The following is a 25,399-nucleotide window of genomic DNA, read 5'->3' as shown; positions in this document are numbered from 1 at the left end:
CGCATTCCCGACCACCAAGTTTCAGAAAAAGCCCACTAAGCCGCCCATTTCACGCATGCAGCATTGCAAAATGCGCATACGAGAAACCATTTGGGCAATTTTGCGTTTACTTCCGGTAGCCAACAATTTTGTGAACTCTACAGTATTACAAAGTATATTTTACTTATCTTCTTTTGAAGATTCAATAATACGATAATCAAAAGGGCTATTCCCACTCTTTCACCAAATACGTGATGATTTAGGGAACGAAATTCCTCGCCGCGCTTATGCCTCATTATGGAATGATCCATCCGGCCACGTAAATGCTGGCTCGATTTAGCCAGACATTGGATGGATATACCAGAACGAGGGACAACTATATGATCGCCGCTATCAAGCGCGTGCCGGGGCAACCCGTGAAAAATCGGAATGCCTCCATCGCTTTGATCGCCGCCGGTATGCTGGCGCTCACAGCCTCAGCCAGCGAAGCCGGCCATCGCAAATCCTGGCGCGACGCCAATGCCTCGGTCGGCTCCGGCCGCAGCTTTTCCGGCAAGGCCTCGTTCTACGGCAACGAGTCCGGCAGCAGGACCGCCTCGGGCCAGCGCTTCAATCAGGAAGCCATGACCGCCGCCCACCGGACCCTGCCGTTCGGCACCCGCCTCAAGGTCACCCATGGCGGCCGCAGCGTGGTCGTGACCGTCAATGACCGTGGCCCGTTCATCAAGGGCCGCGTGCTCGATCTGTCCAAGGGCGCCGCCCGCGCTGTCGGCCTCACCGGCCGCGGCGTCGGCCACGTGGTCGCAGAAGTTCAGTAAGCACACGCATGAAGCCGAAAAATGCGAAGCGGTTTTCGGACAACGTCATGCGTCGAGCTTCTGAAGCGCCAGTAAGCGTATGAGTTGAGTTGCGTAAAGTTGAGTTGAAAAGGCCGGTGCCGGTTGCACCGGCCTTTTTCATGGGCGGCGGGCGCGGCCTCTTACTATCTGCGCGTCATGGCCGGGCTTGACCCGGCCATCTACGCGTTTCGGCGCGCTGTGAAGCAAGACGTGGATCACCGGGACAAACCCGGTGATGACGATGGAATATGTTGCAGCGATCCGTGATCATAAAAAGCTCTGCGGATCGATATCGACCTCAAGCTTGAGATTGCCTTTGGTCTTCGGGCCGGCCGCGAGCCAGTCGCGCATATAGGCCGACAGGTCGATGCCGCGCACCGACTTCACCAGAATACGAAACCGGTAGCGGCCCTTGATAACTGCGAGCGGCGCTTCCGCGGGACCGAGCACCTGGACGCGCTCGTCGCGCGGGGCGCTCGACGCCAGCTTGCGCGCAAAACCTTCCGCCGTCGGACGATCCCCCGCTGAAACGATCAGCGACGCCAGCCGCCCGAACGGCGGATACAGCGCGCGCTCGCGCGCCTCGATCTCGCTGGCATAAAACGCCTCGCGATCCGATGCGATCAGCGCCTTCATCACCGGATGTTCCGGCTGATGGGTCTGAAGATAACCAACGCCGCGGCCCTGCTCGCGTCCGGCGCGGCCGATCACCTGATTGAGCAGTTGAAACGTGCGCTCGGCAGCGCGCGGATCGCCGTTGCCGAGACCGAGATCGGCATCGACCACGCCGACCAGATTGAGGCGCGGAAAGTTATGTCCCTTCGCCACCAGTTGCGTGCCGATGATGATGTCGACGCGGCCCTCCGCGATCTCGTTCAATTCGGATCGCATGGTCTCGATGTCGGTGATGAGATCGCTCGACAGCACCATGGTCCGCGCATCGGGAAAAAGATTCGCGGCTTCTTCCTGCAAACGCTCCACGCCGGGCCCGATGGCGGCGAGCGATTCCTCGGCGCCGCAGTGCGGGCATTGATGCGGACGCGGCATCGAGAAGCCGCAGTGATGACAGACGAGCCGCTGGCGAAACCGGTGATCCACCAGCCACGCATCGCAAATGGTGCAGGCGAAGCGATGACCGCAGGCACGGCACAGAGTGAGCGGCGCATAGCCGCGCCGGTTCAGGAACAGCAGCGCCTGTTCCTTGCGCTCGACGGCGATCCTGATCTCTTCCGCCAGCCGCGGCGAGATAAAGCGCCCGCGCGCAGGGCCTTCGCGCCTGAGATCGATGGCCTCGATTTGTGGCATGTGCTGGCCGCCGAACCGCGACGGCAACGCGACACGCTTGTAGCGCCCCTTGCGTGCGTTGACTTCCGACTCGACCGACGGCGTCGCTGAACACAGCACCACGGGAATCTTCGCGATGGAGCCGCGCACCACCGCCATGTCGCGCGCATGATAGTGCGCGCCTTCGTCCTGCTTGTAGGCCTGGTCGTGTTCCTCATCGACGATAATGAGTCCGAGATTGGCGTAAGGCAGAAACAGCGCGGAGCGCGCGCCGACCACCACCGGGGCATCGCCCGCCGCGACCGCGGCCCAGTTGCGGGCGCGGGTGCGCGGCGTCAGCTCCGAATGCCATTCGATCGGCCGCACCCCGAAACGCGCGCTGAACCGATCGAGGAACTGCCCGGTGAGCGCGATCTCCGGCATCAGGATCATGGTCTGCCGGCCGCGGCGAATATTCTCGGCGACCGCCTCGAAATAGACCTCTGTTTTTCCGGAGCCCGTCACGCCATCCAGCAATGCGACCTGAAATTCGCCTTTCGCGGCAAGCTCTTTCAACGTGTCAGCGGCGACGCGCTGCTCGGGCGAGAAGTCCGGTTCGGCAAAGGACGGGTCCGGCGATGGCGGCGCGAGATCGCGCGGCAGCGGCTCGATGACCAGCGTGCCTTCATCGACAAGACCGTCGATCACGCCAGGACTGACGCCGGCTTCTCTCAGCGCGTCGGATTTCGAATGCAGCAATCCGTCCGACAGCACGTCGATCAAACGGCGGCGGGCGACCGTCATGCGCTGCGGCGGCGCGCCGACCAGCCGCACGCCCATGCGCACGCGCTCGGGCCCGAGATGCTCGCCCATGCGCAGCGTCATCCGCAGCACCATGCCGCGCGCCGACAGCGTGTAGCTGGCGACCCAGTCGACGAAGCTGCGCAGTTCTGGCCTGAGCGGCGGCACGTCGAGCTTGTCGCCGGTGTCCTTCAGGCGATTGTGCAGCCGGGGGTCGGGGTTCGGATTGTCCGCCCAGACCACCGCCGTGACCTCGCGCGGCCCCAGCGAAACACTGACCACATCGCCGGGGTTCAGCTCGACGCCGTCGGGAACGCGATAGGAATAGGTCTGGTTCAGGGCCACCGGGACAAGGACGTCGACAACTCGTCTTGTCATGGCCGAGGGGGTCCTAGTGTCCTGAATCCGAAGTTCGCCTCATTTTACAGCACGTTCCCTAGCGAACTTCGGATTCAAAAGGACACTAGAAAATTAAAATCCTAGTGTGGTTTTGGTTCGCAAGTCCGCAAGTGAGTGCGCCGTAGGAAACATGCGGACTTGCGAACCACCACACTAGATTAAGGGGTGAATAAGGAAAAGGGTGCGATAAACCGATTCCTGTCAAGCGCAGGTATCTCGGACACAGGTATCGCGAGACATATGATGGTCAAAGCCGTCCCCGCAACCGAAGCCGGCCCGGAAGGCGCGCAGCTCACCTGCGCCGCGCCCGATCTGCTGGCCGAGATCACGCACTGGCTCTCCCATCTGCGCGCGGAACGGCGGCTGTCCCCCAAGACGCTGGAGGCCTATGCGCGCGACCTGCGCCAGTGTCTCGTTTTTCTGAGCGAGCACTGGGGCGGCCTGGTTACCCTGAAGCGGTTCGCGAATATCGAAGCCACGGACGTGCGAGCGTTCATGTCGTCGCGTCGGGCCGACGATATCGGCGGGCGATCCCTGATGCGCGCACTGGCGGGACTGCGCTCGTTCGGACGCTTTCTCGAGCGCGAAGGCAAAGGCAAGGTCGGCGCGCTGTCCGCGATCCGCGCGCCGAAGATCGGCAAGAGCCTGCCGAAGCCGATCCAGATGACACCGGCGCGGCAGATGACCGATGCGGACATCCGTGCCGGTGAAAACCGCGAACCCTGGATCTGGGCGCGCGACGCCGCCGTGATGGCGCTGCTGTACGGATCGGGCCTGCGTATCTCCGAAGCGCTCGGCCTCAAACGGCGCGACGTGCCGCTGCCCGGCAAAGGCGACGTGATCGTCGTCACCGGCAAAGGCAACAAGACCCGCATGGTGCCGGTGCTGCAAAATGTGCTGGCCCTGATCCAGGACTATGTCGCGATGTGCCCCCACACGATTGCGCAGGATAGTGCAATCTTCGTCGGCGCGCGCGGCGGCCCGCTCTCACCGCGCATCATCCAGCTCACGATGGAACGGCTGCGCGGCGCATTGGGGCTGCCCGACAGCGCAACGCCGCATGCGTTGCGTCATTCCTTCGCTACGCACCTTTTGACCCGCGGCGGCGACCTGCGCGCCATCCAGGAACTGCTCGGTCATTCGTCCTTGTCGACCACACAAATCTACACCGGCGTCGATGCCGACCGGCTGCTGGACGTCTACAAGACGGCTCATCCAAGGGCGTGACACAAATAAGTCGTGTCTTGTCATCGCTTCGCCCCTTGCGCGCGAACCGCAGTTCGGTCAATCGTTGCTCGATTTTGACCGGGAGGACGTTTCACGATGGGCGCACACGAGAGCATGGAGCACGCCGAGCATGCCGAACATGCATCCGGCTCCAACAAGAAGATCGCATTGCTGATCGCGGTGATCGCGCTGTTCCTCGCGTTCTCCGAGACACTCGGCAAAGGCGCCCAGACTGAATCCATCAGCAAGAACGTCGAGGCCTCGAACCTGTGGGCCTTCTTTCAGGCCAAGAGCATCCGGCGAACAACGGTGCAGGCTGTGTCTGAACACGCCAAGCTGAGCCTCGGCCAGTCCGGCGACGACGCCCAGAAGGCCGCATTGGCCAAGCAGATCGACGACTGGACCAAGACCGCGGCGCGTTATCGTTCCGAACCGGAAACCGGCGAGGGATCCGAACAGCTCGCGGCGCGCGCCAAGGACGCCGAACACGCCCGCGATCTCGCCATGGCGCGCTATCACCACTATGAGGTGGCTTCGGCGGCATTCCAGATTGGCATCGTGCTGGCCTCGGCGACCATCATCACCGGCATGGTCGCGCTGGCGTGGGTTTCGGGGGCGCTGATGATCGCAGGGCTGGCCTTTACCGCGATCGGACTGTTCGCACCGCATGCCGTGCATTTGATGTAGCCGCGCGCTGCGACAACGATGCAGAGCCTCGTCCTTGGCGCGACAGGACTTGTGGGCCGTCATATCGTGGATCAATTGGTCGCGGCGGGCGAACATCCGTTTGCCCTTTCGCGATCGGCACACACCGATACGCGCGGTATCCGATGGTTCGCCGGCGATCTCGAGAACGCCGGCACTCTCTCATTCCCACCCTTCCAGACGCTGTATTGCACGGCGCACTGTCATTTTCTCCCAAGCGCGCTGCCGTCGCTCGCGCGCGGCGGTCTCCAGCGCGTGGTCTTCTTCACCTCCACCAGCATCCTGACAAAGATCTCCTCGGCTGACGCGCAGGAGCGGCGGCAGGTACAGATGCTCGCGGACAGCGAGCAAAAAGCCATCGCCGCATGCGAGACGCACGGCGTCGCATGGACGGCGCTGCGGCCGGCCATCATTTATGACGAAGGCCGGGACCCCAGCATCTCGCGGCTGGCGCGGCTGATCGCCCGATTTGGATTTTTTCCGCTGGCGGGATTCGGCAAAGGCCTTCGCCAGCCGGTTCACGCCGAGGACCTTGCCATTGGCGCGCTGCGCGCAGCGAGGAGTGGCGGCGCGGTCAACAAGGCCTACAATGTGCCCGGCTCCGAGACCATCACGTACCGGGAAATGATCGGACGCATTTTCGACGGTCTCGGCAAACCGCGCCGGATCATTCCACTGCCGCCCATTCTGTGGCGCACCGCTTTCCATCTCGCGCGCCGCGTCTTTCCCGGCGCGAATGCCGAGATGGGTGCGAGGATGTCGAAGGATCTTGTTTTCGATGCCTCGGCCGCCATACAGGACTTCGGCTGGAGTCCGAGGCCGTTTCATCCGCGGTTCAATCGGATGGCGTGACGCGCCTCACGACGACGACCGCGAGGCCTGCATCCGCCGGCGCAAACGCCGGATGTATCCGGGCGATGCGCGGCGGAAACGCGCCATCCATTGCTGAATGGCGCGCTTGAACGGCGCAACGATCGCCAGTGCCCGCACGCGCAGATCAAGCACAAACTCGTAGAGTCTGCGGAACCAGCCCATCTGCAGCAGCTTCTCGCGCGTCACATCGAACACGAACGCGACGATGCCCACGCCAAGAACCTTCTGAAAAACAATCAGCGTGGTCGCGCCAAAGAAATATTTATACGCCAGCAGCCAAGCCGCGACGAAATTAAGCGGAAACAGGACGATGACAGGCACCGCGAACACGATCAGTGTCAGGCCCGGTGACAGATGCTCGACGCGGTCGGCAAGCCACGCCTTGAGCCGTGGCAGGGGAATCAGTGCAACGATGCGCGCAACGATCGGCTCGACGCGGTCCCACAGCCACGCTTCGATCAGGAAGATCAGCGCGAGCAGAACCCAAAGCGGACGAAGCAGCCGGCGCATGCGCGTTTCCATCGTCACGACCGGCTGAATGCCGGAATGAGTGCGATCAGCAAAAGTGGAAGCCGGTTTTGCGCCAGATCGCGCTCAAATTATGAAGTGCGCGCGATCTTTTCGCCAACCCGTCCATACCATTGGCAGATCAAGCGCTTATCACATATGGATAGCGCGTTTTCCGACTGCAAGCGCGGCTTCCTTGACCGCTTCCGAACGGGTCGGATGAGCATGACAGGTCCGAGCAAGATCTTCCGCGGAACCGCCGAACTCCATCAGCACCGCAGCCTCGTGGATCATTTCGCCGGCTTCCGCACCGACAATGTGAACGCCGTAGACGCGGTCGGTCTTGGCATCCGCGAGGATTTTCACGAAGCCGTCGGTGGTCTGGTTGACCTTGGTGCGCGCGTTGGCGGTGAACGGAAACTTGCCCGAGGTGTAGGCTACGCCCGCCTGCTTCAGCTCTTCCTCGGTCTTGCCGACGGAAGCGACTTCCGGGAACGTGTAAATCACGCTCGGAATGACATCGTAGTTGGTGTGACCGGCCTGCCCTGCGAGAATCTCGGCGATCGCGATGCCCTCGTCCTCGGCCTTGTGCGCCAGCATCGGCCCCGCGATCACGTCGCCGATGGCATAGATGCCCTTCACACTGGTCGCGAAATGTCCGTTGGTCTGCACGCGGCCGCGCTGATCGATCTCGACTCCGGCTTCCTTGAGCCCAAGACCTTCGGTGTAGGGCACGCGTCCGATCGCCAGCAACACAACATCGGTCTCGATCACCTCCGCCGCGCCACCGGCGGCCGGCTCAACGCTGACCTTCAGCCTCTTGCCGGACGTATCGACGCCGGTAACCTTGGCGCCCAGCTTGAACTCGACACTCTGTTTTTCCAGAATGCGCTGGAAGGACTTCGCGACTTCGCCGTCCATGCCGGGGAGAATCCGGTCCAGGAATTCGACGACGGTGATCTGCGCGCCGAGCCGGCGCCACACCGAACCCAGTTCAAGGCCGATCACGCCGGCGCCGATCACCAGCATCTTCTCCGGCACCTTGTCGAGGGTCAGCGCGCCGGTGGACGAGACGATCCGCTTCTCATCGATCTCGACGCCCTTCAGCTTGGCGACATCGGAGCCGGTGGCGATGACGATGTTCTTCGTCTCCAGCACCTGCTTCTTGCCGTCGTTGCCGGTGACCTCAACCTTGCCCGCGCCGAGAATCTTGCCGGTGCCCTCATAGGCATCGATCTTGTTCTTCTTGAACAGGAAAGCGACGCCCTTGGTATTGCCGTCGACGCCATCGGTCTTGAACTTCATCATGGTCGGAAGATCGAGCTTCGGCTTGCCGACGCCGATGCCCATCTTGGGCAACATGTGCGTGACTTCCTCGTAGCGCTCCGATGCCTGCAACAGCGCCTTCGACGGAATACAGCCGATGTTGAGGCAGGTCCCGCCGAAGGTCGCGCGCTTCTCGATCACCGCGACCTTCATGCCAAGCTGCGCCGCGCGGATCGCGCAAACGTAACCGCCGGGACCGGTGCCGATAACGATGAGATCATAAGAAGCCATGGGATTATCCTGTACTCGCAGAGAAGTTGAAATTAGCGGCCGCCGGAAACATCGACGATTGTGCCTGTGACGTATGACGCCTCGTCCGACATCAGCCAGACGACGGCATTGGCGATTTCATCCGCGGTGCCGACGCGTTTCATCGGCACCGTATGCGCCAGCCGGTGCGCGCGATCCGGCTCGCCGCCGCTGGCGTGGATGTCGGTGTCGATCAGGCCCGGGCGAATACCGTTGACGCGAATGCCCTCGGCGCTGACTTCGCGCGCAAGTCCCACCGTGAACGTATCGATCGCGCCCTTTGAGGCTGCATAATCGACATATTGCGCCGGCGAGCCGAGCGTCGCCGCCACGGACGAGAGATTGACGATCACCCCGCCGGTGCCGCCGTGCTTGCTGGACATGCGCTTTACGGCCTCGCGCGCGCACAGAATGCTGCCGACTATATTGACGTTCATCATGCGGGTGAGCCGCGCTGCGGACATCTCATCGACGCGCGCGGTCGCATCGACCACGCCGGCATTGTTGACCAGCGCGCCAAGCCTGCCGAACACGTCCGCTTGCCTGAACAGATCAAGAATGTCGGCCTCGTTGCCGACGTCGCATTTCACCGCGATAGCCTTGCCGTTGCTGGCTTCGATCGTCCCGACGACCTCGTCGGCGGCGGCCTTGTTGCTCGCGTAGCCGACGACGACCTTGTAGCCGCGCCTGGCGGCTGCAAGCGACGTGGCTCTCCCGATGCCGCGGCTTCCTCCGGTGACGATGGCAACGCTATCCATCCGAACCAATTCCTCGCACGAACTCAGTTTGCTTTCTGAAGAGCGATACGAACGCCCAGTCCGATCAGAACCAGCCCCGTCGCACGGTCGATCCAGTGTCCGATCCGCTCATAACCCGCGCGCATCGAGCGCGTCGTCAAAAAGACCGCGACAAAGCTGAACCACAGCGCAAGAAAGACGGCCAGCACGGCTCCGTATGCGAACTGGGTCATCACGGCCGTCTCGTGCGAAACGATCGTGGCAAACAGCGAAACGAAAAACAGCGTCGCCTTGGGGTTCAGAAGATTGGTGAGAAAGCCCACGCCATACGACGTGACGACGCTGCGCGCGTCGCCGACGGAAGCGGCGGCAGTCTTGTCGAGGGTTTGGGGTGAGCGACGGCTCGCCGTCAGCGACCGGACGCCAAGATAAACCAGATAAGCCGCACCACACCATTTCACGATGGTGAAGATCAGGACCGATTGCGCAACGATCAGGCCCACCCCGGTCACGGTGTAGGCGACATGGATCATGATCGCGGACCCGACGCCGATGGCTGAAGCAATTCCTGCCCGCCGCCCAAAACTCACGCTCTCGCGAAGCACGCAGGCGAAGTCCGCGCCCGGCGCGATGGCCGCCAACACGAACACACCGAACAACGCGAGGAATTCGGGCGGCAGATTCATCAGCTTACAGATCCAGCACGAGGCGAGCCGGATCCTCGAGGTTTTCCTTGACGCGCACGAGGAAGGTCACCGCTTCCTTGCCGTCGATGACGCGGTGATCATAGGACACCGCCAGGTACATCATCGGGCGGATTTCGACCTTGCCGCCGATGGCGACAGGCCGCTCCTGAATCTTGTGCATGCCGAGGATGCCCGACTGCGGCGCGTTCAGGATCGGCGTCGACATCAGCGAGCCATAGATGCCGCCGTTGGTGATCGTGAAGGTGCCGCCCTGCATTTCCTCGATCTTGAGCTGTCCGTCGCGGGCGCGCCGGCCGTAGTCGGCAATGCTCTTCTCGATCTCTGCGATCGACTTGTGATCGCAATCGCGCACCACTGGCACGACAAGGCCCTTGTCGGTGCCGACCGCGACACCGATGTGATAGTAGTTCTTGTAGATAAGGTCGGTACCGTCGATTTCGGCGTTCACCGCCGGCACGTCCCTGAGCGCCTGCACCACAGCCTTGGTGAAGAATCCCATGAAGCCGAGTTTGGCGCCATGCTTCTTCTCGAATGCGTCCTTGTACTGACTGCGCAGGGCCATGACGTGAGACATGTCGACCTCGTTGAAGGTCGTCAGCATCGCCGCGGTGTTCTGCACCTCCTTGAGGCGGCGGGCGATGGTCTGGCGCAGGCGCGTCATCTTCACACGCTCTTCACGCGCGGCATCGTCGGCGGGCGACGGCGCGCGCACCTGCACGGCGGCGGCGGGCTGATTAAGCGGCGTCGCCAGCAAGGCGGCCTTCTCGATAGCAGCCAGCATGTCGCCCTTGGTGACGCGGCCATCCTTGCCGGAGCCCGGAACGGTGGATGCGTCGACACCTGACTCAGCAGACAGTTTGCGCACCGACGGCGCCTGCGGCGCATCGGCCGGCGGAGATTTCTGCGCGGGCGCGGGAGCCGCGGCCGCCTTCGGCGGCTCGGCGGTCTTGGACGGAGCAGCGGCCGGCTTGGCGCCGCCCGCGCCCGCCGAGATCTGACCGAGCAGCGCGCCGACCGCGACCGTCTCACCGTCCTTGGCAATGATTTCATCCAGGGTTCCTGCGAACGGCGCCGGCACCTCGATGGTCACCTTGTCGGTTTCGAGCTCGACCAAGGGCTCGTCAACGGCGACGGCATCGCCGGCCTTCTTGAACCAGCGGCCGATGGTGGCCTCGGTGACGGACTCGCCCAATGTCGGAACGCGAATTTCAGCCATTTCTTTTTCCCCTTGCGTCGTGAGCGGCTTCCTGTGCCGTCAGCGCCTCAAATCAAATCGTACTGGATGGAAATGCCCGCGGCATGCGGGCATCCAATGGGTCAGCCGAGAGCTTCGTCGAGCAATGCTTTCAACTGCTGGAGATGCTTGGACATCAAGCCGGTGGCGGTCGCCGCCGCGGCAGCGCGCCCGGCATAGCGCGGACGCCTGTGCGCCGAGCCGACCTGGTTAAGCACCCACTCGAGATACGGCTCGATGAAGTGCCAGCCGCCCATGTTGCGGGGTTCTTCCTGACACCAGACCACTTCGGCTTTCTTGAAACGCTCAAGCACCTGCACCAGCGCCTTGAGCGGCACAGGATAGAGCTGCTCGACGCGCAGCAGGTAGATATCGTCGGCGCCGCGCTTCTCGCGCTCTTCGAGCAGATCGTAATAGACCTTGCCCGAGCAGATAACGACGCGGCGGATCTTGCCGTCTTCGGCGAGCTTGAACTCGCTGCCCGTTTCCGCATCGTCCAGCAGGATGCGGTGGAACGACGTGTCCGTCGCGAACTCCTCGAGCTTCGACACCGCGCGCTTGTTACGCAGCAACGACTTCGGGGTCATCACGATCAAGGGCTTGCGGATCTCGCGCTTGAGCTGACGGCGCAGGGCGTGAAAGTAGTTCGCAGGCGTCGTGAGATTGGTGACCTGCATGTTGTCTTCGGCGCACATCTGAAGAAAGCGCTCAAGGCGCGCCGAGGAATGCTCCGGCCCCTGGCCTTCATAGCCGTGAGGCAGGAGACAGACGAGACCCGACATGCGCAGCCACTTGCGCTCGGCCGACGAGATGAACTGGTCGAACACGACCTGCGCGCCGTTGGCGAAGTCGCCGAACTGGGCTTCCCACATCGTGAGCGAATTCGGCTCGGCCAGCGAGTAACCGTATTCAAAGCCGAGCACCGCTTCCTCGGACAACAGCGAGTTGATCACCTCGTAGTGACCCTGCTTGTCGTCGAGATGGTTGAACGGCGTGTAACGGCTTTCATCCTCCTGATCGAACAGCACCGAGTGACGCTGCGAGAAGGTGCCGCGCTCGGAGTCCTGCCCCGAGAGACGCACACGGTGACCTTCCTTGAGCAGCGTGCAAAACGCCAGCGCTTCGGCGGTCGCCCAGTCGATGCCCTCGCCGTTCTCGATCGTCTTCAGACGATTTTCGAGATAGCGCTGCACGGTGCGGTGAATACGGAAACCGTCCGGCACCTTGGTGATCTTGCGGCCGATGTCCTTGAGTTCATCGATCGCAATGCCGGTGTTGCCGCGGCGCGGATCTTCGCCGACCTCGGCCGACTTGAAGCCGGCCCACTTGCCGTCAAGCCAGTCGGCCTTGTTTGGCTTGTAACCCGAACCGGCCTCGAGCTCCGCATCGAGGCGCGTGCGCCAGTCAGCCTTGGCCTTCTCGACTTCGCCTTCGGTGATGACGCCATCGGCAATCAGCCGCTTGGCATAGAGATCGAGCGTGGTGGGGTGGGTCGAGATCTTCTTGTACATCACCGGGTTGGTGAACCCCGGCTCGTCGCCCTCGTTGTGACCGTGGCGGCGATAGCAGAACATGTCGATGACGACAGGCTTGTGGAACTTCTGCCTGAATTCGATCGCGATCTTGGCCGCGAACACCACCGCTTCCGGATCGTCGCCGTTCACATGGAAGATCGGCGCGTCGATCATCTTGGCGACGTCGGAGGGATAAGGCGATGAGCGCGAGTAGCGCGGATAGGTGGTGAAGCCGATCTGGTTGTTGACGATGAAGTGGATCGAACCGCCGGTGCGATAGCCCTTCAGATCCGACAGCGCGAAGCATTCCGCCACCACGCCCTGACCTGCGAAGGCCGCATCGCCGTGCATCAGAAGCGGCAGCACCGAGATGCGCTGATCCGGCGGATCGCCGTTCTGGTCTTCCTTCGCGCGCGCCTTGCCCAGCACCACCGGATCGACGATCTCGAGGTGCGAGGGATTCGCGGTCAGCGACAGGTGGATCTTGTTGCCGTCGAACTCGCGGTCGGACGAGGCGCCGAGGTGATACTTGACGTCGCCCGAGCCTTCGACCTCATCCGGATTGGCCGAGCCGCCCTTGAACTCGTGAAACAGCGCGCGGTGCGGCTTGCCCATCACCTGGGTGAGTACGTTGAGGCGGCCGCGATGCGGCATGCCGACCACGATATCGCGGACGCCGAGATTGCCGCCGCGCTTGATGATCTGTTCGAGCGCGGGGATCAGCGATTCACCGCCGTCGAGACCGAAGCGCTTGGTGCCGGTGAACTTGATGTCGCAGAATTTTTCGAAGCCTTCGGTTTCGATCAGCTTCATCAGAATGGCGCGGCGGCCTTCGCGGGTGAAGCTGATTTCCTTGTCCGGGCCTTCGATGCGCTCCTGAATCCAGCTCTTCTGCGCCGGATTCGAAATGTGCATGAATTCAACGCCGAGCGTCTGGCAATAGGTGCGCTGGCAGATCGCGACAATCTCGCGCAGCGTCGCGGTCTCAAGACCGAGCACATGATCGAGGAAGATCTTACGGTCGAAATCAGCGTCGGTGAAGCCGTAGGAGCGCGGATCGAGTTCTTCGTGATCCTTCTGGCCTTCGATCCCGAGCGGATCGAGATTGGCGTGGAAGTGACCGCGCATGCGGTAGGCGCGGATCAGCATCAGGGCGCGCACCGAATCGCGGGTCGCCTGCTGGATATCCGCCGAGGTCAGGTTGCTGCCGGCGGCGTGCGCCTTGGCGGCGATCTTGCCGCCAACCACCTTCTCGACCTGCGCCCAGTTGCCGTCGAGCGCGGAGGTCAGGTCGTCATTCGGCGTGGCCGGCCAGTTGGTTTTTTCCCAGGACGGGCCCTGCGCGTTCTTCGCAACATCCGCCGGCTGGTCCTTCAGACTTTTGAAAAAATCCACCCAGTCCGGGTCGACCGACGACGGGTCCTTCTCGTAGCGCGCGTAGAGGTCGTCGATGTAGCTGGCGTTGGCGCCGTCGAGGAAGGAAGTGAGAGCGAAATTGGCATTCGCGTCCTGGCGAGACATGATTGCGTCCTGATGATTGCTATCGCGCGGGAAAATCGGGAGAAATCGCCCGATCTGGTATCGGCATCGTATTTGGGCCGCACCTTTTACCCTATTTAGGGTAAAACTTCGCGCTGAAAAGAACCAAGGACTGAACTACGCTTTCAACCTTTCGAGAAGCGTCGTTCCAAGCCGCGCAGGCGACGGAGAAACCGTAATCCCTGCCGCTTCCATGGCCGCGATCTTGGATTCGGCATCGCCCTTGCCACCGGAGACGATCGCACCGGCATGGCCCATGCGGCGGCCCGGAGGCGCGGTGCGGCCCGCGATAAACCCGACCATCGGCTTCATGCGCCCGCGCTTGGCTTCGTCCTTGAGGAACTGCGCCGCGTCTTCTTCGGCGGAGCCGCCGATTTCGCCGATCATGATGATCGACTTGGTCTTCTCGTCCGCCAGGAACAGCTCGAGCACGTCGATGAACTCGGTGCCCTTGACCGGGTCGCCGCCGATGCCGACCGCCGAGGTCTGGCCGAGGCCGGCCTGGGTGGTCTGGAACACCGCTTCATAGGTCAGCGTGCCGGAGCGCGAGACGATGCCGACATTGCCCGGCTTGAAGATGTTGGCGGGCATGATGCCGATCTTGGATTCGCCGGCGGTGACGACACCCGGGCAATTCGGCCCGATCAGCCGCGACTTCGAGCCGGACAGCGCCCGCTTCACGCGCACCATGTCGAGTACCGGAATGCCTTCGGTGATGCAGACGATCAGCGGCACTTCCGCATCGATCGCCTCACAGATCGCGTCGGCCGCGCCCGGCGGCGGAACGTAAATCACCGACGCGTCGGCGCCGGTCTTGTCACGCGCCTCCTGCACGGTGTCGAACACCGGCAGGCCGAGATGCGTGCTGCCGCCTTTGCCCGGCGAGGTGCCGCCGACCATCTTGGTGCCGTAGGCGATCGCGCCCTCGGAATGGAAGGTACCGTTCTTGCCGGTGAAGCCCTGGCAGATGACCTTGGTGTTCTTGTCGATCAGGACGGACATCGGCTTACTTTCCCTTCACGGCGTTGACGATCTTCTGCGCGGCATCGTCGAGATCGTCGGCGGGCAGAACGTTGAGACCACTTTCGCGGATGATTGTTTTGCCTTCCTCGACATTGGTGCCTTCGAGGCGCACCACCAGAGGCACCTGGAGGCCGACCGCCTTCACCGCGGCGATAACGCCGCGCGCGATGACGTCACACTTCATGATGCCGCCGAAGATGTTGACCAGAATGCCCTTCACATTCGGATCGGCGGTGATGATCTTGAACGCCGCCGTGACTTTTTCTTCCGACGCGCCGCCGCCGACGTCGAGGAAGTTGGCAGGCGATTCGCCGTAGAGCTTGATGATGTCGAGGGTGGCCATCGCAAGGCCCGCGCCGTTCACCATGCAGCCAATGGTGCCGTCGAGCGCGATATAGGCGAGGTCATACTTCGACGCCTCGATCTCCTTGGCATCTTCTTCCGTGGTGTCGCGCAGCGCGACGATATCCGGATGACGATAAAGCGAGTTGGAATCGAACGACATCTTGGCGTCGAGGCACTTCAGCTCGCCCTGCTTGGAGACGATCAGCGGATTGATCTCCAGCATCTCCATGTCCTTGGCGAGAAACGCCGCATAGAGCTGCGTCACCAGCTTTTCCGCCTGCTTGGCGAGATCGCCCTTGAGACCGAGCGCCTGCGCCACCTTGCGGCCGTGATGAGGCATGATGCCGGTGGCCGGGTCCACGGAAAACGTCACGATCTTTTCAGGCGTATCGTGCGCAACCTTCTCGATGTCCATGCCGCCTTCGGTGGACACCACGAACGCCACCCACGACGTCTCGCGATCGACCAGCAGCGACAGATAGAATTCCTTCTCGATGTCGGAACCGTCTTCGAGATAGAGGCGGTTGACCTGCTTGCCGGCCGGGCCGGTCTGGATCGTCACCAGCGTCGCACCGAGCATCTGGGTGGCGAATTCCTTCACCTCGTCGACCGACTTGGCGAGGCGCACGCCGCCCTTGTCGCCTGCCGAGGCTTCCTTGAACTTGCCCTTGCCGCGTCCGCCGGCATGGATCTGGCTCTTCACCACCCACAACGGGCCGCCGAGCTCCTTCGCCGCGGCCTCCGCTTCACCCGCTTTAAGAATTGGTACGCCGCGCGACACCGGCACGCCGAATTCCTTCAGCACCGCCTTGGCCTGATATTCGTGGATGTTCATGGATTGCCCCAGAGAACCGAAGAGAGAAAGAAGAGAGAAAGAGGAAAGCTCAGCGCACGATCCGGAAAACATTCTCTCCGGATCGCGCGGAATCGCTAACGGCGTTGCGCCGCTTACTTGCCGAGCAGGTCGGGCGCGATCTTCTTGCAGGCCTCGACCAGACCCTGCACGGCGCCGACCGACTTGTCGAAACCTTCGCGGTCCTTGCCGGCCAGCTCGATCTCGACGATACGCTCGACACCCTTCGATCCGATGACAACCGGCACGCCGACATACATATCCTTCACGCCGTACTCGCCGTTGAGGTAGGCGGCGCAGGGCAGCACGCGCTTCTTGTCGCGCAGATAGCTTTCCGCCATCGCGATCGCCGACGCCGCCGGCGCGTAGAATGCCGATCCGGTCTTCAGCAGGTTGACGATCTCCGCGCCGCCGTTGCGGGTGCGGTCGACGATCTCGTCGATACGAGCCTGCGAGGTCCAGCCCATCTTCACGAGATCAGGCAGCGGAATGCCGGCGACGGTGGAGTACTTGGTCAGCGGCACCATGGTGTCGCCGTGACCGCCGAGCACGAAGGCGGTGACGTCTTCCACCGAGACGTTGAACTCGTCGGCGAGGAAATAACGGAAGCGCGCGGAGTCCAGCACGCCGGCCATGCCGACAACCTTCCTCTGCGGCAGGCCGCAGGCCTTCTGCAACGCCCAGACCATCGCATCGAGCGGATTGGTGATGCAGATCACGAACGCGTCGGGCGCGTATTTCTTGATGCCGGCGCCGACCTGCTCCATCACCTTGAGGTTGATGCTGAGAAGGTCATCGCGGCTCATGCCGGGCTTGCGCGGCACGCCGGCGGTGACGATCACGACGCTGGCGCCTTCGATCGCTTCGTAGGAGTTGGCGCCGGTGAAGTTGGCGTCGAAGCCGTCGACCGGCGAGGACTGCGCGATGTCGAGCGACTTGCCCTGGGGGACGCCTTCGGCGATGTCGAACATCACCACGTCGCCCAGCTCTTTCAGCCCGACGAGGTGGGCGAGCGTGCCGCCGATCTGACCTGAACCAATCAAAGCAATCTTGTCACGCGCCATGGGAAATCTGTCCTTTGATGTCGACGGAGAGAGGGTGGGAAAACTCTGGAGCGCTGGTTAGACCTTTCGCGGCAAGCGTTCAAGTCACTGTTCGCCTAATGAAGTGGCGGTGCTCATCGTTGTGGCACCGGCGGCAGTTTCACATCGGGCTTTCGCCGGGGCCGGAGGTGAAACATAAAGCGAACCCGTCAGGTCTCGACCAGGCCCGTGGTCGCGCCGCTCGCGGATGAGTCGCTGCGGCCATGAGGCAGCGCCAGATAGGATTCCGAGCCCATCTCGATCAGCCGCGACGAGGTGCGCTTGAATTCGTTGGCCTCGACCCCCTCGGTCGCGGTGTACAGCGACAGGGGATCGGCCTGCGCCGACGCCATCAGCTTCACCGCGTTGTCGTAAAGCGTGTCGATCAGCGTGATGAAGCGCTTGGCGTGATTGCGCTGCTCGTACTTCATCGCCGGAATCCGGTCGATCATCAGCGTATGATAATCGTGCGCGAGGTGCAGATAGTCCGACGCGCCAAGCGGCTTCTCGCACAGCTCGGCGAACGTAAACCGCGCGACGCCGTGCGCGGAGTGAGGGACGTGCAGCACGCGCCCCTTGATCGTGATGTCGCGCGGATGGTCCACAACGCCGCCGGTGAGCTTGGTCCATGCCTTGTCGAGCGCTGCGTCCGCGCTCGCATCGGCAGGCACCAGCCACATCTTGATGCCGGCGAGTTTTTCCAGGCGGAAGTCGGTGCGCGCATCGAGCCGCAGCACCTCCATCCGATCCGTCAGCTGCGCGATGAACGGCAGAAACAATGCGCGGTTCAAGCCGCCCTTGTAGAGATCTCCGGGCGCGACGTTCGATGTGGCGACGACCACCGTGCCGAGTTCAAACAACCGGCTGAACAGGCGTCCGAGGATCATCGCATCGGCGATGTCGGTGACATGAAATTCGTCGAAGCATAGCAGCCACGCTTCCTCGAAAATCGACTGCGCGGTCAGCCGCACCGGATCGCTGTCAGCGATTTCCTGCCGCGCGATCTTCTGGCGGAAGCCATAGATCCGCTCGTGAACATCGGCCATGAATTCGTGAAAGTGCGCGCGGCGCTTGTGCGCGACGGCGCTCCCGCTGAAGAACAGATCCATCAGCATGGTCTTGCCGCGCCCGACCTCGCCATGGATGTAGAGACCGCGCAGCGGAACCGCGTCCTTGTCGGCGAACAGGCGTTGCAGCAGTCCGCCGCGGCCGGGACGATAGCCCGCCAGTCTCACCTCGAGCGCAGAGAAAGCTTCCACGGCATGCGCCTGCGCGGGATCGGCTTCGATGGTGCCTACGGCGACCAGAGCCTGATAGTGCCGACGGAACGAGGCGCGAGACGGAGCGTTCATGGCCCGCTACCCGCCAGAACGACGCGCAAAATGCAAGACTACAAAGGTGCCGAAAGCTCTCTATGCGCTCAGCGCATAGGCGTCTTCAACGACATAGGGTCCACCGCCCACCGATGCCCGTGACGAAAACAGCACGAACCGGGAGGCCATGAAGCTGCGGGTCGGGAAATAGCCGCGCACCGACAGATAATCCGCCACATCCCGATTGGAGGCGTCGCGCAGCCGCGCCAGCGTGACATGGGGGATAAATTTGCGGCCCTCGGGATCGAAACCGAACCTCTGCATCAGCCGTTCCAGTTCCGCCTGCAATTCCATCAGAGGCCGGCTTGGTACAACCGATGCCACGACCGCCCGCGGTTTCTTGCCGCCGAAGCTGGACAGGCCCTGCAACGCGACTTCGAACGGTTTGCGGTTGATCCGCTCCAGCGTCGAGGCGATTTCACTCGCCGCCGCGCCGTCGATGTCACCGATGAAGCGCAATGTGACGTGGTAATTTTCGGGGTCGATCCAGCGCGCCCCGGGCAACCCGCCCCGCAAGTTCGAGAGCGTCTGACCGATATCGGGGGGAATTTCCAACCCCGTAAACAAGCGCGGCATCACGAATCTCCTCGATGCTAGAGAGGATCACGAATCACCTGATGTCTTTTGTACCGCAGCACGATGACAGTGCGAAGCGACCATCGCGTGATCGGCCGATAATTCCTCAGGGCTTGCCCGGTTGCGCCGCGCGGTCCCGCAGAAATGCCTCGACCGTCGGCAGAATCCGCTCGACCACCACATCGACGCCGGCCGCCGTCGGGTGCAGCCCGTCCGGCTGCGTCAGCTTCGCCTCGGTCGCCACGCCATCGAGAAAGAACGGATACAGCGGGACTTTGTGGCTCCTGGCGAGGTCGGGATAGATGCTGTTGAACTTCGCGGTGTACTCAGCGCCGTAGTTCGGCGGTGCGTACATCCCGCACAACAGGACGGCGATGTTGCGCGCCTTGAGTTTCGTAAGGATGTCGTCGAGCGCGCCGCGCGCAACCTTCGGATCGACACCGCGCAGCGCGTCGTTGGCGCCAAGCTCGACAATCACAGCTTCGGTGCCGGGCGGGATCGACCAGTCGAGCCGGGCGAGCCCGCCGGTCGTGGTGTCGCCGGAGACACCCGCATTATGAATATCGGCGGCGATGCCCTTCTCGCTCAGGGCTTTCTGCAACCGCACCGGAAACGCCGCCGAGGCCGGAAGGCCGAAGCCCGCGGTCAGGGAATCGCCCAGAACGGCGAGCCTGATCGGCTTCACATCTTTGACATCTGGCTGGACAGATCGCGTTTGAGCCGAGGCCGGCCCCGACATCGCCATCATTGCCCCCGTTGCTGCGATGATGAACACGCGCACAAACCTCTCGACCGCGCCGCCGAAGCCCCCATATGAAAGACCCATGGACAGTCTCATTGCATCCTCGAAGCGCGCCGGTCTCGAACCGGACACCATTTCCATTTCGAACGTCAATCTCTCATTGGGCAGCGGGGCCGCGCGGGTTCACATCCTCAAGGATGTCGATCTGCGGGTCGCGCCCGGTGAAGCCGTCGGCCTGATCGGACCGTCGGGATCGGGCAAGTCCACGCTCCTGATGGTGATGGCGGGGCTTGAGCGTCCTGACAGCGGAGAGGTGGTGGTCAATGGCGTCTCGTTCAATGCCCTCGATGAAGACGGCCTCGCACGATTCCGTGGCCGCCATGTCGGCATCGTGTTCCAGTCGTTTCATCTGATCCCGACCATGACCGCGCTCGAGAACGTCGCGGTGCCGCTTGAGCTCGCGGGCCGCGCGGATGCGAATGCGCGCGCGGCCACGGAACTTGCCGGCGTCGGTCTCGGAGAGAGACTGCACCATTATCCGTCGCAGCTCTCGGGCGGCGAGCAGCAGCGTGTGGCACTGGCGCGCGCGATGGCGCCCGATCCCGCCATCCTCGTGGCCGATGAACCTACCGGGAATCTCGACGAGTCCACCGGCAAGCAGATCGTCGATCTTCTGTTCGCCAAGCATCTTGAGCGCGGCATGACCCTTGTTCTGGTGACGCACGATGCCGCGCTGGCGCAGCGCTGCGACCGTGTGGTGCGATTGCGCTCGGGCCGCATCGACGGACCGGCGACAGACCGGCACTGGATCGAGACGGCCTCCCGATGAGCGAGATCGCGGACACCGCACCGCGCAGCGGCTCCCTGGCACTGGCGATCCGTTACGCGCTGCGCGAGTTGCGCAGCGGCCTGCGCGGCTTCTACGTTTTCGTGGCCTGCATCGCGCTCGGCGTGATGGCGATCGCCGGCGTTGGATCGGTGGCCGGAAGCCTCAGCGAAGGACTGGATCATCAGGGCCGCACGCTGCTCGGCGGCGACGTATCCTTCGCATTGATTCAGCGTGAGGCGTCGAAAGAAGAGCGCGCCTTCCTCGACGCGCGCGGCAAGATATCGGTCGCGGCGATCATGCGCGGCATGGCGCGCTCGGCCAAAGGCGAGTTCGCGCTGGTCGATCTGAAGGCGGTCGACGCGAACTATCCGATGCTCGGTGACGTCATCCTCGCGCCGGCCATGCCGATGGCCGAATTGCTGGCGCAGCGTGACGGCGCGTTCGGCGCGGGCGCCGACGCCATCATGCTGGCGCGTCTGGGATTGAAGGTCGGCGATCGGGTGACTGTCGGTAACGCGACATTCGACATTCGCAGCGTCGTCGAAGCAGAACCGGACAAGCTCGCGGGCGGCGTCGGCCTCGGGCCGCGATTCCTGATCAGCGAAGACGCGCTGCGCGCCACCGGCCTGCTGCAACCCGGCACGCTGGTGCGCTGGATCTACCGTCTGCGGCTGCCGGACGTCTCGGTCGATGATCGCGCAACGCAATCGCTGATCGACGACGCGCAGAAAGCCCTGCCGGAAGCCGGCTGGGAGGTCCGCAGCCGCGGCAATGCCTCGCCGCAACTCGAGCGCAGCATCACCCGTTTCACGCAGTTTCTCACCCTGGTCGGGCTCGCGGCGCTTCTGGTCGGCGGCGTCGGCGTCGCCAATGCGATCAAGAGCCATCTCGACGAGCGGCGCGACGTGATCGCGACCTTCAAGGCACTTGGCGCCACCGGCCGCGAGGTGTTCACGATTTACCTGACGCAGGTGATGGTGCTGGCGATCCTCGGATCGCTGATCGGCCTCGCCATCGGCGCGGCGCTTCCCTTCATCATCGTCGGCGTGTTCGGAAAGATCCTGCCGCTTCCGGTGGAAGCGACATTCCATATCGGTGAACTCGCGCTGTCGTTTCTCTATGGGCTCCTGACCGCGCTCGCATTCGGACTATGGCCACTCGGACGCGTCCATGACGTGCCGGTGGCCGCGCTGTTCCGCGAAGGCGTGACATCGCAATTCCACTGGCCGCGGCGGCGCTATCTGGTGCTGATGGCCGCCGTCATCGCGACACTGGTGGCGGTTGCGATCGGCCTCGCCTACGACAAGCGTGTTGCCACCGTGTTTGTCGCCTCGTCGGTCGCGGTGTTCGCCGTGTTGCGCGTCATCGCCTCATCGCTGATGGCGCTGGCGAAAAATCTGCCGCGTCCGCGCCTCACCATGCTGCGGCTTGCCATCGCCAACATCCATCGCCCCGGCGCTCTGACGCCATCGGTCGTCCTGTCGCTCGGTCTCGGCCTCGCCGTACTGGTCACCATCACGCAGATCGACGGCAATCTGCGGCGGCAGTTCATGGCGGCGCTGCCCGAGCATGCGCCGTCGTTCTATTTCATCGACATTCCCGCTGCGGAAGCCACTCGTTTTGGCGAGTTCCTGAAACAGACCGCTCCGCAAGCCAATGTGGAGACCGTGCCGATGCTGCGCGGACGCATTGTCGCCGCCAAAGGCATCAAGGCCGAAGACCTCAAGCCCTCGAACGATGCCGCATGGGTGCTGCAAAGCGACCGCGGCCTGACCTATACCGGCGAAGTCCCGCGCGGCTCGAAGGTGGTCGACGGCACATGGTGGGACGAGAACTACAGCGGACCTCCCCTGGTCTCGCTGGAGAAGAAGATCGCCGACGGTCTCGGCGTGAAGGTCGGCGACGACATCACCGTCAACGTGCTTGGCCGCGACATCAGCGCGAAGATCAGCAACCTGCGAACGGTGGACTGGCAGAGCCTCGGCATCAATTTCGTCCTGGTCTATTCGCCGAAGGCCTTCGCCGGCGCTCCTCATACCGATATCGCGACACTGACGGAGGCCAGCCCGACCGCCGCAAGCGATGCGACGCTCATCAAGGAGGTCGCCGCCGCCTTTCCGATGGTGACCAGCGTCCGGGTGCGCGAGGCGCTCGATTCGATCGGAAAGGTCGTGACCAATCTCGTGCTGGCGATCCGGGGCGCCAGCTCGGTGACCCTGGTGTCGGCCATCCTCGTGCTGGGCGGCGCGCTCGCCGCGGGGCATCGGCACCGGGTCTATGACGCGGTGATTCTCAAGACCCTCGGCGCGACCCGGGCACGGTTGCTCGGCGCCTATGCGCTGGAGTATCTGCTGATCGGCCTGGCCACGGCCGTGTTCGGAGTGGCGGCCGGATCGATCGCCGCATGGCAGATCGTGACCCGGCTGATGACCCTGAGCTTCGTCTGGCAGGCGGGCAGCGCCGCCCTTGTCGTGCTGGCGGCACTCGCCGTTACGGTCGGGCTCGGGCTGGCGGGAACATTACTCGCGCTTAACCAAAAACCCGCTACCGTGCTCCGTAACTTATGACAATTTGTAGCAGCGAAGTAGCGGGTTTTGCGACATTCAGCCGCGCGCCCCTGCTTGCGTCGAGTGTGTTAGTTTCCCACATACCGAGCGGGTTCAGAATCCGAATTGATGCCATCAAGGGATGGACTCATCATCGGGGTTCTGGGAAGAACTTATAGCTGGCGGCGCAGACCCTTCGCTTTCGCCAGACAAACACGGGGTTTCGACCATGTCGGACTTGGACCGCAACTATACGTCACCTTTCGGCCGGGCCGCCGGGCGCGTTGACGCCGCGACCGTCGATGCCGGTCTGCGCTCGTACATGCTTAAGATCTACAACTACATGGCAATCGGCCTGGCCATCACCGGCCTCGCGGCGCTGGGCGTCTACATGGGCGCCGTGACGCCCGACGCCACCGCCGCCGCCGGCCGCATCGGCAAGCAGTATCTGACGTCGTTCGGCGTCGCGATGTTCGTCAGCCCGCTGAAGTGGGTGTTCATCCTCGCGCCTCTCGTGATGGTGTTCGCCATTTCGTTCGGCATCAACCGCCTGAAGCCCGCCACCGCGCAGCTTCTGTTCTGGGTATTCGCGGCGCTGATGGGTATCTCGCTGTCGTCGATCTTCCTGGTCTATACCCACACCTCGATCGTGCGGGTGTTCTTCATCACGGCTGCCTCGTTCGGTGCGCTGAGCCTTTACGGCTACACAACCAAGCGTGACATGACCGGGATGGGATCGTTCCTGATGATGGGCCTGTTCGGCATCATCCTCGCGAGCCTGGTGAACCTGTTCATCGCAAGCACGATGTTGCAGTTCATCGTCTCGGTGATCGGCGTGCTGGTGTTCGCCGGCCTCACCGCCTGGGACACCCAGCGCCTGAAGAACGATTACATCTATGGCTATGCCAGCCAGGGCGGCGATGTGGCAGAGCGCGCAGCGATCACCGGCGCACTGTCCCTCTACCTGAACTTCATCAACCTGTTCACACTGCTGCTGCAGTTGCTCGGACAGCGCGACTAGACTGATCGTGGCTAATCGCTGAACTCTTGAAAGCCCCGGCCAAAAGCCGGGGCTTTTGTTTTGCTCAGTGGCCGGCTCGCATCGTAACCGGACGGGCTTGATCGGCAGTGTCCCGGGCGCAGCGCAGCACAACGTGGTGCGCTGCTGAACCGGGACCGTTCCAGCGCTTGACGGTCCCGGTTCGGCGATGCACCGCTACGCGCTGCATCGCGTCCGGGACAAGTCAGGAATTCTCCAATGCCCCAGGTTCACATCCGGCCCGCCACCCCGGCGGATATTCCCGCCATCACCGAGATTTATGCCGAGGCGGTCAGGCATGGCACTGCGACGTTCGAGCTTGAAGCGCCGGACGCCGGGGAAATGAGGCGGCGATTCGAGGCGCTGCATGCCGGCAATTTTCCCTATCTTGTCGCCGAGGAGAATGGCCGCGTCACCGGCTACGCCTATGCCGGACCTTATCGTCCCCGGCCCGCCTATCGCTTCACCGTGGAGAATTCGGTCTATCTCTCGCCCGCCAGCCACCGGCGCGGGATCGGCCTCGCCCTGGTCACCGAACTGATCGCGCAATGCGAGGCGCGCGGCTACCGGCAGATGATCGCGGTGATCGGGGACACCGCCAACGCCGCTTCGATCGGCGTCCATGCCCGCGCGGGCTTTGAGATGATCGGCACGCACCCCAGCGTCGGATTCAAGTTCGGCCGCTGGCTCGACACGGTGATGATGCAGCGCGCGTTGGGTGAAGGCGGACGCAGCACGCCGCGCTGACGATCAACCCTTCTTGCAGAAATGGCCGTAGAGAATGGCCATCACATCGCGCACCACCGCACTGCCGATGAAATAAAACAGATTGCGGTGCTCGCGCCTCACATCGACGATGCCTGCGGCCTTCAGCTTCGCGAGATGCTGCGACATGGAGGTCTGGGCGATGCCTGTCGCCGCGATCAGATCGCTGACGTTGCGCTCGCCATCAGCAAGCTCGCAGAGAATCAGCAGCCGGTGCGGACTGGCCAGTCCCTTCAGGAAATCGGCCGCCGCGTCGGCCTTCGCCGGCATTTCGTCCGTCAGCCCCATGACAGCCCCTTTACATATTATATTTTTCTAATATCATAT

Annotated in this window: 22 protein-coding genes; 8 read left to right on the top strand and 14 right to left on the bottom strand. The window is 63.0% G+C overall.

From position 1 onward, the window contains the following. Positions 1-359: 359 nt before the first annotated feature. Positions 360-797, top strand: a complete 438-nt coding sequence (locus AC1Q6J_RS07740) for a septal ring lytic transglycosylase RlpA family protein (protein ID WP_492278733.1) — start codon at positions 360-362, stop codon at positions 795-797. 288 nt (positions 798-1,085) lie between these two features. Here AC1Q6J_RS07740 and AC1Q6J_RS07735 read toward each other — a convergent pair whose 3' ends face one another. Then, positions 1,086-3,260 carry a primosomal protein N' gene (locus AC1Q6J_RS07735; protein ID WP_492278732.1) on the bottom strand — a complete coding sequence of 725 codons (2,175 nt, stop codon included), beginning with the start codon at positions 3,258-3,260 and terminating at the stop codon, positions 1,086-1,088. A 261-nt stretch (positions 3,261-3,521) separates the two neighbouring features. Here AC1Q6J_RS07735 and AC1Q6J_RS07730 point away from each other — a divergent pair, with 261 nt between their 5' ends. The 3 genes from AC1Q6J_RS07730 (at position 3,522) to AC1Q6J_RS07720 (ending at position 6,065) form a co-directional block, all read left to right on the top strand. Next, positions 3,522-4,508: a tyrosine recombinase XerC gene (locus AC1Q6J_RS07730; protein ID WP_492278731.1), complete on the top strand. Its 987-nt coding sequence runs from the start codon at positions 3,522-3,524 to the stop codon at positions 4,506-4,508. Between the two features lie 96 nt (positions 4,509-4,604). Continuing rightward, a complete protein-coding gene (locus tag AC1Q6J_RS07725) occupies positions 4,605-5,195 on the top strand; it encodes a DUF4337 domain-containing protein (protein ID WP_492278730.1) in 591 nt (196 codons plus the stop codon). Positions 5,196-5,213: 18 nt separating this feature from the next. Further along, a complete protein-coding gene (locus AC1Q6J_RS07720) occupies positions 5,214-6,065 on the top strand; it encodes an NAD-dependent epimerase/dehydratase family protein (RefSeq protein ID WP_492278729.1) in 852 nt (283 codons plus the stop codon). 6 nt (positions 6,066-6,071) lie between these two features. Here the strand turns inward: AC1Q6J_RS07720 and AC1Q6J_RS07715 are convergent, their stop codons facing one another. From AC1Q6J_RS07715 to AC1Q6J_RS07660, 12 genes are all read right to left on the bottom strand, one after another. After that, positions 6,072-6,596: a hypothetical protein gene (locus AC1Q6J_RS07715; protein ID WP_492278728.1), complete on the bottom strand. Its 525-nt coding sequence runs from the start codon at positions 6,594-6,596 to the stop codon at positions 6,072-6,074. Between the two features lie 150 nt (positions 6,597-6,746). After that, positions 6,747-8,150 (bottom strand): dihydrolipoyl dehydrogenase, encoded by a 1,404-nt coding sequence (gene lpdA, locus AC1Q6J_RS07710; protein WP_492278727.1) that lies wholly within the window; start codon positions 8,148-8,150, stop codon positions 6,747-6,749. A 32-nt stretch (positions 8,151-8,182) separates the two neighbouring features. Continuing rightward, the gene (locus AC1Q6J_RS07705; RefSeq protein WP_492278726.1) at positions 8,183-8,926 is read right to left on the bottom strand and encodes an SDR family oxidoreductase; all 744 of its coding nucleotides are present in this window, start codon (positions 8,924-8,926) and stop codon (positions 8,183-8,185) included. Positions 8,927-8,949: 23 nt separating this feature from the next. Continuing rightward, positions 8,950-9,591 (bottom strand): LysE family translocator, encoded by a 642-nt coding sequence (locus tag AC1Q6J_RS07700; RefSeq protein ID WP_492278725.1) that lies wholly within the window; start codon positions 9,589-9,591, stop codon positions 8,950-8,952. Positions 9,592-9,595: 4 nt separating this feature from the next. Next, a complete protein-coding gene (gene odhB / locus AC1Q6J_RS07695; RefSeq protein ID WP_492278724.1) occupies positions 9,596-10,828 on the bottom strand; it encodes a 2-oxoglutarate dehydrogenase complex dihydrolipoyllysine-residue succinyltransferase in 1,233 nt (410 codons plus the stop codon). 101 nt (positions 10,829-10,929) lie between these two features. After that, on the bottom strand, positions 10,930-13,881 hold the full coding sequence (locus AC1Q6J_RS07690; RefSeq protein WP_492278723.1) for a 2-oxoglutarate dehydrogenase E1 component: 2,952 nt from the start codon (positions 13,879-13,881) through the stop codon (positions 10,930-10,932). A gap of 135 nt (positions 13,882-14,016) precedes the next feature. Beyond that, a complete protein-coding gene (sucD, locus tag AC1Q6J_RS07685) occupies positions 14,017-14,901 on the bottom strand; it encodes a succinate--CoA ligase subunit alpha (RefSeq protein ID WP_492278722.1) in 885 nt (294 codons plus the stop codon). 4 nt (positions 14,902-14,905) lie between these two features. Then, complete coding sequence (gene sucC, locus AC1Q6J_RS07680) at positions 14,906-16,102, bottom strand: ADP-forming succinate--CoA ligase subunit beta (protein ID WP_492278721.1); 1,197 nt, start codon at positions 16,100-16,102, stop codon at positions 14,906-14,908. 113 nt (positions 16,103-16,215) lie between these two features. Beyond that, positions 16,216-17,184 carry a malate dehydrogenase gene (gene mdh, locus AC1Q6J_RS07675; RefSeq protein WP_492278720.1) on the bottom strand — a complete coding sequence of 323 codons (969 nt, stop codon included), beginning with the start codon at positions 17,182-17,184 and terminating at the stop codon, positions 16,216-16,218. Positions 17,185-17,372: 188 nt separating this feature from the next. Beyond that, positions 17,373-18,554, bottom strand: a complete 1,182-nt coding sequence (gene zapE / locus AC1Q6J_RS07670; protein WP_492278719.1) for a cell division protein ZapE — start codon at positions 18,552-18,554, stop codon at positions 17,373-17,375. A 60-nt stretch (positions 18,555-18,614) separates the two neighbouring features. After that, entirely contained in the window at positions 18,615-19,151 is a 537-nt protein-coding gene (thpR, locus tag AC1Q6J_RS07665) for an RNA 2',3'-cyclic phosphodiesterase (RefSeq protein ID WP_492278718.1), read from the bottom strand. A gap of 106 nt (positions 19,152-19,257) precedes the next feature. Further along, entirely contained in the window at positions 19,258-19,977 is a 720-nt protein-coding gene (locus tag AC1Q6J_RS07660; RefSeq protein ID WP_492278717.1) for an arylesterase, read from the bottom strand. On the opposite strand from AC1Q6J_RS07660, the gene AC1Q6J_RS07655 reads away from it, so the two are divergent. The 4 genes from AC1Q6J_RS07655 to AC1Q6J_RS07640 all read left to right on the top strand — a co-directional run bounded on the left by AC1Q6J_RS07655 (position 19,976) and on the right by AC1Q6J_RS07640 (position 25,054). Then, complete coding sequence (locus tag AC1Q6J_RS07655) at positions 19,976-20,722, top strand: ABC transporter ATP-binding protein (RefSeq protein ID WP_492278716.1); 747 nt, start codon at positions 19,976-19,978, stop codon at positions 20,720-20,722. The two genes, AC1Q6J_RS07660 and AC1Q6J_RS07655, sit on opposite strands and share 2 nt — an antisense overlap. Then, positions 20,719-23,289, top strand: a complete 2,571-nt coding sequence (locus AC1Q6J_RS07650) for an ABC transporter permease (RefSeq protein ID WP_492278715.1) — start codon at positions 20,719-20,721, stop codon at positions 23,287-23,289. Before AC1Q6J_RS07655 ends, AC1Q6J_RS07650 begins: the two co-directional genes overlap by 4 nt. Positions 23,290-23,497: 208 nt before the next feature. Next, entirely contained in the window at positions 23,498-24,289 is a 792-nt protein-coding gene (locus AC1Q6J_RS07645) for a Bax inhibitor-1/YccA family protein (RefSeq protein WP_492278714.1), read from the top strand. Between the two features lie 237 nt (positions 24,290-24,526). Next, positions 24,527-25,054 (top strand): GNAT family N-acetyltransferase, encoded by a 528-nt coding sequence (locus AC1Q6J_RS07640; RefSeq protein WP_492278713.1) that lies wholly within the window; start codon positions 24,527-24,529, stop codon positions 25,052-25,054. A 3-nt stretch (positions 25,055-25,057) separates the two neighbouring features. Here AC1Q6J_RS07640 and AC1Q6J_RS07635 read toward each other — a convergent pair whose 3' ends face one another. After that, positions 25,058-25,360 carry an ArsR/SmtB family transcription factor gene (locus AC1Q6J_RS07635; protein WP_492278712.1) on the bottom strand — a complete coding sequence of 101 codons (303 nt, stop codon included), beginning with the start codon at positions 25,358-25,360 and terminating at the stop codon, positions 25,058-25,060. Positions 25,361-25,399 lie beyond the last annotated feature (39 nt).

Source organism: Afipia sp. MLSD5-FHT05B12 (assembly GCF_058793355.1).
The sequence above is the reverse complement of the archived record's forward strand: the minus strand, read 5'-3'. Positions and strand labels throughout refer to the sequence as shown.

What these genes read in the sequence shown, in the direction of transcription:
- AC1Q6J_RS07735 (WP_492278732.1), bottom strand. Translation starts at nt 3,260, where the DNA reads ATGACAAGACGAGTTGTCGACGTCCTTGTCCCGGTGGCCCTGAACCAG.
- AC1Q6J_RS07650 (WP_492278715.1), top strand. Translation starts at nt 20,719, where the DNA reads ATGAGCGAGATCGCGGACACCGCACCGCGCAGCGGCTCCCTGGCACTG.
- AC1Q6J_RS07655 (WP_492278716.1), top strand. Translation starts at nt 19,976, where the DNA reads ATGGACAGTCTCATTGCATCCTCGAAGCGCGCCGGTCTCGAACCGGAC.
- AC1Q6J_RS07690 (WP_492278723.1), bottom strand. Translation starts at nt 13,881, where the DNA reads ATGTCTCGCCAGGACGCGAATGCCAATTTCGCTCTCACTTCCTTCCTC.
- mdh (WP_492278720.1), bottom strand. Translation starts at nt 17,184, where the DNA reads ATGGCGCGTGACAAGATTGCTTTGATTGGTTCAGGTCAGATCGGCGGC.
- AC1Q6J_RS07740 (WP_492278733.1), top strand. Translation starts at nt 360, where the DNA reads ATGATCGCCGCTATCAAGCGCGTGCCGGGGCAACCCGTGAAAAATCGG.
- AC1Q6J_RS07730 (WP_492278731.1), top strand. Translation starts at nt 3,522, where the DNA reads ATGATGGTCAAAGCCGTCCCCGCAACCGAAGCCGGCCCGGAAGGCGCG.
- sucD (WP_492278722.1), bottom strand. Translation starts at nt 14,901, where the DNA reads ATGTCCGTCCTGATCGACAAGAACACCAAGGTCATCTGCCAGGGCTTC.
- AC1Q6J_RS07715 (WP_492278728.1), bottom strand. Translation starts at nt 6,596, where the DNA reads ATGCGCCGGCTGCTTCGTCCGCTTTGGGTTCTGCTCGCGCTGATCTTC.
- AC1Q6J_RS07660 (WP_492278717.1), bottom strand. Translation starts at nt 19,977, where the DNA reads ATGGGTCTTTCATATGGGGGCTTCGGCGGCGCGGTCGAGAGGTTTGTG.
- AC1Q6J_RS07705 (WP_492278726.1), bottom strand. Translation starts at nt 8,926, where the DNA reads ATGGATAGCGTTGCCATCGTCACCGGAGGAAGCCGCGGCATCGGGAGA.
- AC1Q6J_RS07700 (WP_492278725.1), bottom strand. Translation starts at nt 9,591, where the DNA reads ATGAATCTGCCGCCCGAATTCCTCGCGTTGTTCGGTGTGTTCGTGTTG.
- zapE (WP_492278719.1), bottom strand. Translation starts at nt 18,554, where the DNA reads ATGAACGCTCCGTCTCGCGCCTCGTTCCGTCGGCACTATCAGGCTCTG.
- AC1Q6J_RS07725 (WP_492278730.1), top strand. Translation starts at nt 4,605, where the DNA reads ATGGGCGCACACGAGAGCATGGAGCACGCCGAGCATGCCGAACATGCA.
- thpR (WP_492278718.1), bottom strand. Translation starts at nt 19,151, where the DNA reads ATGCCGCGCTTGTTTACGGGGTTGGAAATTCCCCCCGATATCGGTCAG.
- AC1Q6J_RS07720 (WP_492278729.1), top strand. Translation starts at nt 5,214, where the DNA reads ATGCAGAGCCTCGTCCTTGGCGCGACAGGACTTGTGGGCCGTCATATC.
- AC1Q6J_RS07635 (WP_492278712.1), bottom strand. Translation starts at nt 25,360, where the DNA reads ATGGGGCTGACGGACGAAATGCCGGCGAAGGCCGACGCGGCGGCCGAT.
- lpdA (WP_492278727.1), bottom strand. Translation starts at nt 8,150, where the DNA reads ATGGCTTCTTATGATCTCATCGTTATCGGCACCGGTCCCGGCGGTTAC.
- AC1Q6J_RS07640 (WP_492278713.1), top strand. Translation starts at nt 24,527, where the DNA reads ATGCCCCAGGTTCACATCCGGCCCGCCACCCCGGCGGATATTCCCGCC.
- AC1Q6J_RS07645 (WP_492278714.1), top strand. Translation starts at nt 23,498, where the DNA reads ATGTCGGACTTGGACCGCAACTATACGTCACCTTTCGGCCGGGCCGCC.
- odhB (WP_492278724.1), bottom strand. Translation starts at nt 10,828, where the DNA reads ATGGCTGAAATTCGCGTTCCGACATTGGGCGAGTCCGTCACCGAGGCC.
- sucC (WP_492278721.1), bottom strand. Translation starts at nt 16,102, where the DNA reads ATGAACATCCACGAATATCAGGCCAAGGCGGTGCTGAAGGAATTCGGC.